Source organism: Natronococcus jeotgali DSM 18795, from assembly GCF_000337695.1.
In the GTDB taxonomy this organism is placed as follows: Archaea; Halobacteriota; Halobacteria; order Halobacteriales; family Natrialbaceae; genus Natronococcus; species Natronococcus jeotgali.
The window spans coordinates 44578-56753 of the sequence record NZ_AOIA01000032.1 but is presented as its reverse complement, the minus strand read 5'-3'; the positions used below and the strand labels follow the sequence as shown (position 1 = coordinate 56753).

The 12176-nt window shown below is 67.3% G+C and carries 11 protein-coding genes; 5 read left to right on the top strand and 6 right to left on the bottom strand.

Translation table 11 applies throughout. The features are described 5' to 3' along the window. Positions 1 to 639 (bottom strand): ABC transporter substrate-binding protein (locus C492_RS05010; RefSeq protein WP_169333432.1); only part of this gene is annotated, 639 nt, incomplete at its 3' end. A gap of 287 nt (positions 640 to 926) precedes the next feature. Here C492_RS05010 and C492_RS05005 point away from each other — a divergent pair. Next, entirely contained in the window at positions 927 to 4541 is a 3615-nt protein-coding gene (locus C492_RS05005; RefSeq protein WP_008421078.1) for a DNA polymerase II large subunit, read from the top strand. 541 nt (positions 4542 to 5082) lie between these two features. Continuing rightward, on the top strand, positions 5083 to 5421 hold the full coding sequence (locus tag C492_RS05000) for a DUF7130 family rubredoxin-like protein (protein ID WP_008421076.1): 339 nt from the start codon (positions 5083 to 5085) through the stop codon (positions 5419 to 5421). 154 nt (positions 5422 to 5575) lie between these two features. Here C492_RS05000 and C492_RS04995 read toward each other — a convergent pair whose 3' ends face one another. The 3 genes from C492_RS04995 to C492_RS04985 form a co-directional block, all read right to left on the bottom strand. Further along, positions 5576 to 8032 (bottom strand): heavy metal translocating P-type ATPase, encoded by a 2457-nt coding sequence (locus C492_RS04995; protein ID WP_008421074.1) that lies wholly within the window; start codon positions 8030 to 8032, stop codon positions 5576 to 5578. A 65-nt stretch (positions 8033 to 8097) separates the two neighbouring features. After that, complete coding sequence (locus tag C492_RS04990; protein WP_008421073.1) at positions 8098 to 8844, bottom strand: helix-turn-helix domain-containing protein; 747 nt, start codon at positions 8842 to 8844, stop codon at positions 8098 to 8100. Positions 8845 to 8907: 63 nt separating this feature from the next. Continuing rightward, a complete protein-coding gene (locus C492_RS04985) occupies positions 8908 to 9192 on the bottom strand; it encodes a hypothetical protein (protein WP_008421071.1) in 285 nt (94 codons plus the stop codon). A 196-nt stretch (positions 9193 to 9388) separates the two neighbouring features. On the opposite strand from C492_RS04985, the gene C492_RS04980 reads away from it, so the two are divergent. Further along, the gene (locus C492_RS04980) at positions 9389 to 9688 is read left to right on the top strand and encodes a DUF7130 family rubredoxin-like protein (RefSeq protein WP_008421069.1); all 300 of its coding nucleotides are present in this window, start codon (positions 9389 to 9391) and stop codon (positions 9686 to 9688) included. Between the two features lie 39 nt (positions 9689 to 9727). After that, a complete protein-coding gene (locus C492_RS04975) occupies positions 9728 to 10627 on the top strand; it encodes a ketopantoate reductase family protein (protein ID WP_008421066.1) in 900 nt (299 codons plus the stop codon). Between the two features lie 51 nt (positions 10628 to 10678). Here C492_RS04975 and C492_RS04970 read toward each other — a convergent pair whose 3' ends face one another. Continuing rightward, a complete protein-coding gene (locus C492_RS04970; RefSeq protein ID WP_008421065.1) occupies positions 10679 to 11035 on the bottom strand; it encodes a NifU family protein in 357 nt (118 codons plus the stop codon). Positions 11036 to 11082: 47 nt separating this feature from the next. Continuing rightward, positions 11083 to 11400, bottom strand: coding sequence for a DUF5783 family protein (locus C492_RS04965; RefSeq protein WP_008421063.1), 318 nt, complete (start codon positions 11398 to 11400; stop codon positions 11083 to 11085). Between the two features lie 164 nt (positions 11401 to 11564). Here C492_RS04965 and C492_RS04960 point away from each other — a divergent pair, with 164 nt between their 5' ends. After that, positions 11565 to 11948, top strand: a complete 384-nt coding sequence (locus tag C492_RS04960) for a hypothetical protein (protein ID WP_008421061.1) — start codon at positions 11565 to 11567, stop codon at positions 11946 to 11948. Positions 11949 to 12176: the final 228 nt, after the last annotated feature.

The window sequence follows — 12176 nt, the reverse complement described above, 5'->3', positions numbered from 1 at the left end:
CCGCTCGAGTTCGACGTACTCGTTTTCCTCGAGCTCGGCGAACGTGAACGGACCCGAACCGACCGGATCGGTGTTGAACGCGTCGGGATCGTCGGTGCGGACCCCCTCGGGAACAACCGGGACGCCCATCGTCGAGAGCTCGAACGGCCCGTAGGGCTCTCCGAGGTCGACTTGCAGCTGGTAGTCGTCGACGACTTCGGTGCTCTCGATCATGTCGTACTCCGCCGCGTTCTCGGTCTCCTCCTCGACCGGCGCGGTAAACGAGTGGGCGACGTCCGAGGCGGTTACCTCGTCGCCGTTGTGAAACTCGACCCCCTCTTGGATCTCGAAGACGAAGCGGGTTCCGTCGTTCTCGACGTCCGGTTCGCCGGTCGCGATCTTCGGCTGGAGCTCGAGCCCCTCGCCGTACTCGTAGAGCCCGTCGAAAACCAGGTTAATGACCTGGAAGCTGTAGGCATCGTTCGAGACGATCGGATCGAAGTTCTCCTCGCGGGACTGTTCCTGCGTGAAGTGGAACGTTCCGGTCTCGCCGTCTCCCTCCTCGTCCCCCCCGATGCACCCTGCGACGGCCCCCGCGGAGACCGCCGCTCCCGATGCGAGAAGTCGCCGTCGGGTCAACCCGGGTATGTGTCGTGACATACTGTGACAAATGACCAAACCAACGGTAATATATGTTTTGGTATTCCGGTGATATCTACCACCAGGGTCGGCGTCTCGTGTACAGGACCGTACAGGCCGTCGGTCCGACGCGCTCGCCGCTCCCGTCGAGGCGGCGCCGCGCCCGCGACGGCGAACGGTGAGCTTTTTCCACTGGCCGTCACAGTAGTCTCGTATGAACGATCGAGCCGCCGGAACCGCGGACGGACCCGTTGGCAGTTCCGAGCGCGAGGACGACGAGACGACCGGGTTCGAGCGCCGGCACTGAGATGCGCGCGGAAGACGAACGCTACTTCGAGCGGCTCGAGTCCCAGTTAGACGAGGCGTTCGACGTCGCCGAGCGGGCCAAAGAGCGCGGCGGGGACCCCGAGCCCGAGGTCGAGATCCCGGTCGCGAAGGACATGGCCGACCGCGTCGAGAACATCCTCGGAATCGACGGCGTCGCCGAGCGGGTCCGCGAACTCGAGGGCGAGATGAGCCGCGAGGAGGCCGCGCTCGTGCTCGCAGAGGACTTCGCCGAGGGCGAGGTCGGCGACTACGAGACGAAAGCGGGCAAGGTCGAGGGCGCGGTCCGGACCGCGGTCGCGTTGCTCACCGAAGGGGTCGTCGCCGCGCCGATCGAGGGGATCGACAAGGTCGAGATCCTCACCAACGACGACGGCACCGAGTTCGTCAACGTCTACTACGCGGGCCCGATCCGCTCGGCGGGCGGGACCGCCCAGGCGCTTTCCGTCCTCGTGGCCGACTACACGCGGGCGCTAGTCGGTATCGAGCAGTACGCGGCCCGCGACGAGGAAGTCGAGCGCTACGCCGAGGAGATCGGCCTCTACGACAAGGAGACCGGCCTCCAGTACACGCCGAAGGACGACGAGACGAAGTTCATCGCCGAGCACATGCCGATCATGCTCGACGGCGAGGCCACCGGCGACGAGGAGGTCTCGGGCTTTCGCGACCTCGAGCGGGTCGACACCAACGGCGCCCGCGGGGGGATGTGCCTGGTTCTGGCGGAGGGGATCGCGCTCAAGGCGCCGAAGATCCAGCGGTACACCCGCAATCTCGAGGAGATCGACTGGCCGTGGCTACAGGACCTGATCGACGGCAACTACGGCGCGGACGACGGCGACGAGGACGAGGCCGACGACGCCGAGGAACCCGCGGACGACGGCGACGCCGAGGACGAGCCCGCTACCGACGAGAGCGGCAACTCCGCCGGCCCGCCCCGCGTCGGGGAGTCGAAGAAGTTCCTCCGGGACCTGATCGCCGGACGTCCCGTCTTCTCTCACCCCTGCGCCGAGGGCGGGTTCCGGCTGCGCTACGGCCGGGCGCGCAACCACGGCTTCGCGACCGCCGGCGTCCACCCCGCCGCGATGCACCTGGTCGACGACTTCCTCGCGACGGGCACCCAGATCAAGACCGAACGCCCCGGCAAAGCGGCGGGGGTCGTTCCCGTCGACTCCATCGAGGGGCCGACCGTCAAACTCGCCAACGGCGACGTCCGCCGGATCGACGACCCCGAGGAGGCCAAAGCGATCAGAAACGGCGTCGAGAAGATCCTCGATCTGGGCGAGTACCTCGTCAACTACGGCGAGTTCGTCGAGAACAACCACCCGCTCGCACCCGCCTCCTACGCGCCCGAGTGGTGGATCCAGGACCTCGAGGCCGCGGGCGCCGACGTCCGGGCGCTCCGGGACGACCCCCGGATCGATCTCACCGATCCCGACGCCGACCGCGCCCTCGAGTGGGCTCGCGAGTACGACGCGCCGCTCCACCCCGCCTACACCTACCTCTGGCACGATCTCTCCGTCGAGGACTTTTGTACGCTCGCCGCGGCCGTCGCCGACGCCCGCCTCGACGACGCCGGGGAGACGCTCGTCCTCGAGCGCACCGACGCCGTCCGCGAGGCCCTCGAGACGATCGTGATCGAACACCGACAGCGCGAGGACCGCCTCGAGGTCGACGACTGGCAACCGTTCGCCCGCTCGGTCGGCTGCGAGATCCGGCGAACCTCGGCCGACGGCGCCTCCGAACGGGCGGCCGACGCCGACTCGGCCCTCGAGGAACCGACCGTCGAACTCGAGCGCACCTGGTCCGAGGACGACCTTTCCGTCCGAGCCCGGACGTGGGGCCACGAGCGGGAGGGCGACAACGCGATCGAGGCGGTCAACGAGGTCGCTCCGTTTCGAGTGCGCGAGCGCGCCCCGACGCGGATCGGGAACCGGATGGGTCGGCCCGAGAAATCGGAGCGCCGGGACCTGAGCCCGCCGGTCCACACGCTGTTTCCGATCGGCGAGGCCGGCGGTCCCCAGCGAAACGTCGCGGACGCGGCCAAACACGCCGAGACGATGTCGGATACGCCCGGCGTCGTCGAACTACAGATCGGTCGCCAGCGCTGTGAGAACTGCGGGACCGAGACCTTCGAGAACCGCTGTCCGGACTGCAACGAGCGCACGACCCCCGACTACCGCTGTCCGGACTGCGACAGCCGGGTCGACCCCGACGAGGCCGGCCGCGTCGAGTGCGACCGCTGCGAGGTCGAGGCGACCTGCGTCGAGGTCCGCGAGGTCGATCTGAACGCGGAGTACCGCGACGCCCTCGAGTCCGTCGGCGAGCGCGAGAACGCATTCGAGATCCTCAAGGGCGTGAAGGGACTGACCTCGACGACGAAGGTCCCCGAACCGATCGAGAAGGGCGTACTGCGGGCCAAACACGACGTTTCGACGTTCAAAGACGGCACCGTCCGCTACGACATGACCGACCTGCCCGTCACCTCCGTGCGGGCCAGCGAGCTCGATGTCGACGTCGGCCAGCTCCGGGCGCTGGGCTACGAGACGGACCTCCGCGGCGACCCGCTCGTCCACGACGACCAGCTGGTCGAGCTGAAGGTCCAGGATATCGTCCTCTCGGACGGCGCCGCCGAGCACATGCTCAAGACCGCCGACTTCATCGACGACCTCCTCGAGTCCTACTACGGGCTCGATCCGTTCTACGAGCTCGAGGACCGCCAGGACCTCGTCGGCGAACTCGTCTTCGGGATGGCACCGCACACGAGCGCCGCAACTGTCGGGAGAGTGATCGGTTTCACGAGCGCAGCAGTCGGATACGCGCATCCGTACTTTCACGCCGCGAAGCGTCGGAACTGCGACGGAGACGAGGATTGCGTGATGCTTCTCATGGACGGGTTGTTGAACTTTAGTGAAAGCTTCCTGCCAAATCAGCGGGGGGGAAAGATGGACGCACCGTTGGTCATGTCCTCGAGGATCGACCCCTCCGAAATCGACGACGAGGCACACAACATGGACATCGTCTCGCGGTACCCCCGCGAGTTCTACGAGGCGACCGTAGAGCAGGCCGATCCCGAGGAAGTCGACATTCGGATCGGCGAGGACACGCTGGGCACCGACGGCGAGTACACCGGGTTCGAACACACCCACGACGTCACCGACATCGCAATGGGGCCGGATCTGTCGGCGTACAAGACGCTGGGGTCGATGATGGAGAAGATGGACGCCCAGCTCGAGCTCTCGCGGAAGCTCCGGTCAGTCGACGAGACCGACGTCGCCGAGCGGGTCATCGAGTACCACTTCCTGCCGGACCTGATCGGGAACCTGCGGGCCTTCTCCCGCCAGGAGACCCGCTGTCTCGACTGCGGCGAGAAGTTCCGCCGGATGCCCCTGACCGGGGACTGCCGGGAGTGTGGCGGCCGGGTGAACCTCACGGTCCACCAGGGCTCGGTCAACAAGTACATGCAGACCGCGATCCAGGTCGCCGACGAGTACGACTGCCGGGACTACACGAAACAGCGCCTCGAGGTTCTGGAACGCTCGCTCGAGAGCATCTTCGAGAACGACAAGAACAAGCAGTCCGGCATCGAGGACTTCATGTAAGTTACCCACGACTGAAGTCGTGGGCTTTCCCCCGCGAGGGGCTTCGGCCCACGCTTCGTCCGTCGCCACGGGCGGGTTGTACGACAGAAGGTCAGTCACACGGAGGGATTTCCTGCGTGGTTTTCCGACCGTGGTCTGGGTCCGAATCTGCCTCACACCGCTTTAATTATCGGTGGACTCTCACCGCGTCATGGTCGGGCAATCCGACCAGAGGGGCGCTGTATCATCCGTCCCCGACTTCAGGGCCTACCTACGGAGGCCCCTCCACGGCCGACACATTTGGCCGACCGAGAGTGTAACCTAATCATGTTTCTATTGACACTTAATAATAGCGGTGACGAAACCAGCCGTGCTCTCGGCGGCGGGATCAGGGGGACTGTTGGATTCCTCCCACGACTACAGTCGTGGGCTTCCTCCTCGAATCATGTGACGGTGCGGCGGCGCCCTCGTCGGCGTTCGGCTCTCGCGGCGCGGAACTCCGGACGACCGCTTGCACAATGCACGCTGTAGCTTTATCGCCGTCGCCGGTGTACGGCCGCCCATGGTAGAAACTGGCGAGACGCCGGCGAGCGAGGGCGACGAAGAGGCGATCGAGGACGTCCACGAGGTCAATCTCGGCCAGCAAGTCTACGACGAGGACGGGAACGAACTCGGTCGCGTCCGGGGCTTCGAACAGAGCGGGTTCTTCGTGACGACCCGCGAGGGCGCCGAGGCGATGAGCGTCGAACACGCCCGTTCGGGGCAGGCCTTCGGCGAGGCCGAACTGATGTGGCGGTGCATGGACTGTGGCGAGATGGGCGAGATCGACGACGGTCTCCCCGACGAGTGTCCGAACTGCGGAACCGGCAGGGAGGACCTAATGTACTGGACCGAGGACTGACCGCCCCCTCGAGGATCTCCGGCGAGCGAGACCGCGCCGTCCGCAGCGATCGACTCGCTGCGAGTCGGTATCCGTTTCGCGACGGTTCCGACGCAGTTCACCCCTGGACTCTCGTGGCGAGAGACGCCACACGGCTGAGAGCCGGGGATGCCGGTCACTCGAGCCGATCGGGTTCGATTCGCGACAGCCGCATCGCGTTCCCGGTGACGCTGAGGCTCATCCCCATGTCGCCGACGACGACCGCGACCGCGACGCTCACCAGTCCCAGCGGTACGCCGAGCGCGAGCAGGAACTTCACGCCGAGGCTCGTCCAGACGTTCTGTCGGATCACGCCGTTTGCAGTGTGCGACAGCTCGTACAGGTACGGTAGTTTCCCGACGTCGTCGCCCATCAGCGCGATGTCCGCGGTCTCGAGTGCGGTGTCGGTACCGGCCGCGCCCATCGCGATGCCGACCTCCGCGGTGGCGAGTGCGGGCGCGTCGTTGATTCCGTCGCCGACCATCGCAACCTCGCCGTACTCCGCCTGCAACTCCTCGACCGCATCGACCTTCTCGTCCGGCAGGAGTTCGGCGCGGTACTCGTCGGCGCCGACTTCCTCGGCAATGGCGCGGGCGGTGCCCTCGTTGTCGCCGGTCAGCATCACGACGCGCTCGACACCAAGCTCCTGCAGGCGCTGGACGGCCCGCTTCGAGGCGGGACGCACCTCGTCGGCGATGGCGATGGCACCCAGCAGCTCCGATTCCGTCCCGACGATGACGACCGTCTTGCCCTCCCGCTCCAGTGCGGCGAGCGCGTCCTCGGCGAACGCTCCGTCGTCGGACTCGGCCGTCTCTTCCGCCACGACGCCGCCGTCGGATCGATGGTCCGACGAGTTCCCGGTCGCTCCGCCCCCGGCGCCGTCCGTCTCGCGGTGTGCCCGCGAGAGGTCGAAGCCCCGTTCTTCGAAGAGCGCGGGCTTTCCGGCGTAGTACGTCTCGCCACCGTCGGACGAGTCCGACGAGCCTCCGGCTTCGCCGGAGATGCCGATCTCCCCGCGGATTCCCTTGCCCGTCAGGCTCTCGAAGCCCGTCGGGTCGGGTAGATCGCCCACGCCAGCCTCGTCGGCGCGAGCGAGAATCGCCGCGGCGATGGGATGCTCGCTGCGCCGTTCCAGTCCGGCGGCGTGGCGGAGCAGCGTCGCCTCGTCGGCGTCGCCGGCAGGGACGACGTCGGTGACGGCGAGCTCGCCCTTCGTGAGCGTCCCGGTCTTGTCGATGGCGACGGCGTCGACCTCGCCCATCGCCTCGAGGTAGTTGCCGCCCTTGATCAGGACGCCGTTCTTCGCGGCGCTGGTGATGCCCGACACCACGGATACCGGAGTCGAGATGACGAACGCGCAGGGGCAGGCGATCACCAGCAGCGTGAGCCCGCGGATGAACCACGTCTGCCAGTCGCCGGCGAAGCTAACCCCGTACCCGGCCACGTCGACCGATACGGGGTCGGCGATGACCAGCGGCGGGATGGCGGCGGTCAGGATCGCCAGCACGACCACGACCGGCGTGTAGTAGCCCGAGAAGCGATCGACGAACTGCTCGGTCTCGGTCTTTTTCGCCTGTGCGCCCTGTACCATCTCGATGATGCGCGAGAGCGTCGAGTCGCCCGCCGTCGACGTGACTTCCACCTCGAGGTAGCCCTCCTCGTTGATCGCGCCGGCGTACACCTCGTCGCCGGTGGTCTTGTCGACGGGGACGCTCTCGCCGGTGATCGGCGACTGGTCGACCGCGCTCTCGCCCTCGACGACCGTCCCGTCGAGCGGGATCTTGTCGCCGGGTCGGACGACCACGGTCTCGCCCACCTCCACCTCGTCGGCGGGCACCGTCGCTTCCTCGCCGCCACGCACGACGGTGGCTTCGTCGGGCGACAGCTCCATCAGTTCGCGCAGGGAGTTCCGCGCCCTGTCCATCGCGTAGTCCTCGAGCAGTTCGGCGATGCTGAACAGCACTGCGAGGGTGGCGGCCTCGACGAAGTAGCCGATGCCGGTCGCAGCGATGATCGCCGTCCCCATCAGCAGGTCGATGTCGAGACTCCGGTTCTTCGCGGAGTAGTACCCGCTGCGGACGACGGGGACGCCGCTGACGGCGACGGCGCCGAGGAACAGCACGTCCGCGACGTGAAGCGGATAGTCGAGGACGCTCGCCACCGCGACGTTCTGGGCGGTGAGGAGAAACTCGACGAGGAGGCCGAGAGTGACGAACGCCGCGCCGATCCACGTCTTCTTCGCTCGAGGACTCGTCCAGACCTCCGACGGCGGCGCAACGTCGACGCCGTCGGTCGCCTCGTTCCGGCCATCGTCGCTGTCGGCGTCTGTGCCCCCGACGACCTCGTAGCCGGCGCCTTCGATCGCCTCGACCACGTCGGCTTCGCTAGTGCGGGTAGGGTCGTAGGTGACGTTGGCCGTGCCGGTGGTCGGCTGGAGCGTGGCGTCGACGACGCCGTCGACGCGCTGGAGACTCTTGTCGACCTTCTGGGCGCAGGAGGGACAGTCCATCCCGGGGACGGCGAGACGGGCGGTCAGCTCCTGTCGCTGACCGCCCCCGCTCGCCCGCCCGGCCGCGCTTGATCCGTCGGTCATTACCTCGAGGGAGGGGCGTCAGTTCGATAAGCCTTAGTTGGAATATTCCAAGCACTCCACCCTCGCTAGAGCGGTGTCGACGCCCCTGCCAGTTGTTCGCCCGCGACGTACCGCTTGGCCAGGCGTTCCTCGGCCCGCCGGAGCCGATACGTAAGCGTCGACCGCGGCACGTCGAGGTGGTCGGCGAGATCGCCGACGTCGACCTCGCGCGGCGACTCGTAGTACCCGTGTTCGACGGCGGCCCGGAGGGCAGCCTCCTGCTCGGGGGACAGCCTGCCCGGGTCGGCTGCCGCCTCCCCGTTCGGCGCCGACGTATCCGTCGTCCGGAGCATCTCCGTTCGGGCGCAGTCGCCGACCGCCGACTCGAGGTCCTCGAAGAACGCGGCCACGTCGCCCTCGCCGGAGTGGATGATGCGCCACGTGTAGTGGCGCCCCTCGTGGCGCGTCTCGAACAACACGCCGTCGCCGAGGTGGTCGCGGGCGATGTGGGGGACGGACGCGCAGTCGGGGGTGCGCTCCCAGTCGGAGTAGAGGACGAGCGTGTCGTCGGTGCGGTCGAGAACGCGGGTGTCCTGCGTGGCCCCGCAGTCCCCGGCGGCAAGACAGTCAGCGTAGTAGTCGGCGGTGAGGAAGGCGTCCTCGATGTCGTCGAGGGCCGCCGGCCCGCCGGTGACGTGGTCGACCCGCCAGAGGCGCTCGGCGGTGGCGTGCAGTGACAGCGAGCGGATCCGGGCGTCGGGGTGATCGACGAGGGCGTCCGCCACCCTGTTGCACCCGGGGTCGTACTCGAGGGCGAAGACGAGTTCGCGCATACCCACGCGTAGGAGTCGGCTGGACATAACACGCGGGCCCGGTACTGCCCGCGTCGATGCAGATCAGATCACGTCGTCGGGGTCGTGTGCGTTCCGCATCCGCTGTGCTTCGGCCGCGTACTGTTCCTGTAGATCCTCCTCGTCGACCGAGCCGAGATTGCCGGGGTCAGCGTCGACGGCGGCGGTCGTGTCGCGAACGTCGGTGAAGGAGGTGAGCGCCCGCTCCTTCCGGAAGTACCGTTGCCCGTCGGGGGTAGCGTAGGTGAGGATGATGAGGTTCTGTTCGTCGTCGGAATACGTCCGCTCGACCAGCCAGACGCGAACGCCGTCGTCGGAATCGTCGCGCATATCCACACGTTTGCAACCCACCCGCAAGTGCGTGGTGGAGGAAACTGCCCCCACGACCGCGTCGGTGCTAGTTCTATATTGCAGATAGTGGTTTACAAGCGGAGCGCCGACGATCGGCCGACCCGGAGACGTCCGGTCGAACGAGGAGCTCAGGGCCGTCCACCCTTTATACTCTTGCGAAGCGTTGTATATGACCATGACAGAGAACGACGAAACACCCCGGCTCGGGTTCGGAACGAGGATCTACACCGAAGCGGGAACGCCGGTGGGTCGGATCCGCGGCTTCGACGAGGAGGGGTTCTACGTGACGATGCGCGAGGGACTCGAGGGGATGAGCGTCGAACACGTCCGCTCGGGGCAGGCCTTCGGCGAGGCCGAACTGATGTGGCGGTGCTGGGAGTGCGGCGAGATGGGTCGGCTCGACTCGGACCTGCCCCGGAGCTGTCCGTCCTGCGGCGCCGACCGGGAGGAACTGTACTACTGGACCGAAGACTAACGGCAACCGTTTTCACCGCTGCGCCACCACCGTCGGCCGATGGAGATCGTCATCTTCGGCGCCGGCAGCCTCGGGAGTCTCGTCGGCGCCGCCCTCGCGCGCGAACACGACGTGACTCTCGTCGGTCGTGACGACCACATCGACGCCGTCCGCGAGTGCGGGCTCGTCCTCGAGGGCGAACTCGAAGCCGACGTCGCGCCGCGGGCGACGACCGACGGAGCGGGGCTCGCGGCCGATCTCGCTGTCGTGACGGTCAAGTCCTACGACACGCCCCGAGCGGCCGACACCCTCGCGACGGGCGCGTTCGAGGCCGTTCTCTCCCTGCAGAACGGGATGGGAAACGAGGGGATACTCGCGGACGCACTCGAGTGTCCCGTCCTCGCCGGAACCGCCTCATACGGGGCGGTCCTGCGGGATCCGGGCGTCGTCGAGTGTACGGGGCGCGGCGAGGTCGTCCTCGGCGACCGCCGCGGACGGCACGCTGCGATCGCCGACCGGGTCGGCGCGGCCTTCCGATCGGCGGGCCTCGAGACGACCGTTTCGGACGGGATGCCCCGCCGCCTGTGGGAGAAGCTCGCGGTCAACGCCGGGATCAACGCCGTGACCGCGCTGACGGAGACCGAGAACGGCGCGGTCCTCGACGCCCCCGCGAACGACCTCGCCCGGAGCGCGACCCGCGAGACCGCCCGCGTCGCCCGCGCCGAGGGGGTCGTCCTCTCGAACCGCGAGGCGCTGGCCGCCCTCGAGGCGGTCGCGACGGAGACGGCCGCCAACACCTCCTCGATGCGTCAGGATGTCCGCGCCGAGCGGCGAACCGAGATCGATGCGATCAACGGGTACGTCCTCGAGCGCGCGGCCGCACGCGGGCTCGAAGCGCCGACGAACCGCGCCCTCGCGGCGCTCGTTCGGACGTGGGAGCGGGGACGCGGACTCCGGTAGGCGGCGCTTTCGAGTCGAAAAACACGAGAGCGAACCGAGAACGGCGACGCTCTAGAACGGGGCTTCCGGACCCTCGTCGGGCTCGCCGTCGTCGACGGTTTCGCCGGGGAACGAGGGGCTCATACCGCCGCCCATCTCGTCGCCGCCGTCCATTCCGGTGTGGGCGTTGACCTGCTCGATCTCGGGGATCTCCTTGACCATCCGGCTCTTGATCGCCTGGATCGTCATCGGCGAGATGCCGCAGCCGCTGCAGGCACCGCCGAGGGCGATCGAGACCTCGCCGGTTTCGCGGTCGAGATCCTGAATCGCCGCTGATCCGCCGTGCATCTGGATCTGCGGGAAGTTCCGTCGCAGAAAGTTCGCGACGCGGTCCTCGAGATCGTCTCCGTCCTGAGTTTCGGTGCTCATGTCTCGCCGTTGGGGGCGAACCTCCCTAAACCTTCCGTCGCTTCCCCTTAGTCGAACTCGAAGACCCGCTCGAGTTCGCGTTCGATCTCCTCGACGTGGATCTCGAGGACCTCCTCGAAGCGCTCCTCCTCGACGAGGACGCCGGTTACCCGCTCGTAGGGATCGTCGGGAAGCTCGACGCGAAACTCGCCGTTTCCCTCGTAGAAGGGCTCGCTCTCGTTCAAGACCTGCTGGTCGATCGCGTGGACGAGCTCGGAGTCGTAGCGGTCGTTCATCCGATTAAACGCGTTCTTGTAGGCCTGCTGGAGTTCGGGGAAGTAGTTGGCGTACTTGTCCTCGAACTGCTCGGGATCGAACTCTGCCATACCGTGTACGAACGCGAGCGGGGACAAAAGTCGGACGATCGGCCGCTGTGTCACTGGTTAACGCGACCGCTAGTAACTTCGCTGATACGGTACGGGGTTACTACATACGGAGTATGCGCACGCAAGCGGCACCACCATCCCTCTCACCCGGATAGCGGGCTACGATGCCATCCGATCAACACCCCGTCCCACCCGAGGCGCTTCCGCCGGGATGGGGGCCGGTCGAGTGCTGTCGCGACCGCCTTGCGTACCGTCGCGCTCGACCGCCGATCGAACTCGTCGCGGACCGCACGCCCGCCGACTGCTCCCATCCCGGCCTCGGGCTGGGGTTCTGCTGGGAGCTCCAGTACCAGTGTCTGTTCGAGGACCGCGAGATCACCGAGCGCATCGGGCGCGTTTCGACCCGCCACGCCGCGGTCGAGGGGCTGCTCGAGTGTATGTCCCGACTCCACGGCCGTCTCGAAAACCGGGCCGATCCGGCCGAGATCCGAGCGGCGCTGGCCGATGTCTCGCTGGCCGGTGCGGTCCCCGACGGATCCGCTCGGTAACGGTCCCGTTCGACCCGGTAACGACGCCGTACTTCGACCGCTCGAGCCGCGGCTCTCAGCGGTCGCGGACGCCGCGCTCGTGGGCTGTTTTTCTGATAAATTACATAGTACGATATAGAATACCGAACCGAGGCGACGCCGACGAGACGGACCCCCGCTATTGGAGGACGAACGGTCCCGTCTGTAGCGTGTTCGTAACCGTCAGCCCGTACGGAACGGACGGAGGAC

Bases quoted from the DNA above. Each gene is read 5' to 3' on its own strand.
- C492_RS05005 (WP_008421078.1), top strand. From the start codon at position 927: ATGCGCGCGGAAGACGAACGCTACTTCGAGCGGCTCGAGTCCCAGTTA.
- C492_RS05000 (WP_008421076.1), top strand. From the start codon at position 5,083: ATGGTAGAAACTGGCGAGACGCCGGCGAGCGAGGGCGACGAAGAGGCG.
- C492_RS04995 (WP_008421074.1), bottom strand. From the start codon at position 8,032: ATGACCGACGGATCAAGCGCGGCCGGGCGGGCGAGCGGGGGCGGTCAG.
- C492_RS04990 (WP_008421073.1), bottom strand. From the start codon at position 8,844: ATGCGCGAACTCGTCTTCGCCCTCGAGTACGACCCCGGGTGCAACAGG.
- C492_RS04985 (WP_008421071.1), bottom strand. From the start codon at position 9,192: ATGCGCGACGATTCCGACGACGGCGTTCGCGTCTGGCTGGTCGAGCGG.
- C492_RS04980 (WP_008421069.1), top strand. From the start codon at position 9,389: ATGACAGAGAACGACGAAACACCCCGGCTCGGGTTCGGAACGAGGATC.
- C492_RS04975 (WP_008421066.1), top strand. From the start codon at position 9,728: ATGGAGATCGTCATCTTCGGCGCCGGCAGCCTCGGGAGTCTCGTCGGC.
- C492_RS04970 (WP_008421065.1), bottom strand. From the start codon at position 11,035: ATGAGCACCGAAACTCAGGACGGAGACGATCTCGAGGACCGCGTCGCG.
- C492_RS04965 (WP_008421063.1), bottom strand. From the start codon at position 11,400: ATGGCAGAGTTCGATCCCGAGCAGTTCGAGGACAAGTACGCCAACTAC.
- C492_RS04960 (WP_008421061.1), top strand. From the start codon at position 11,565: ATGCCATCCGATCAACACCCCGTCCCACCCGAGGCGCTTCCGCCGGGA.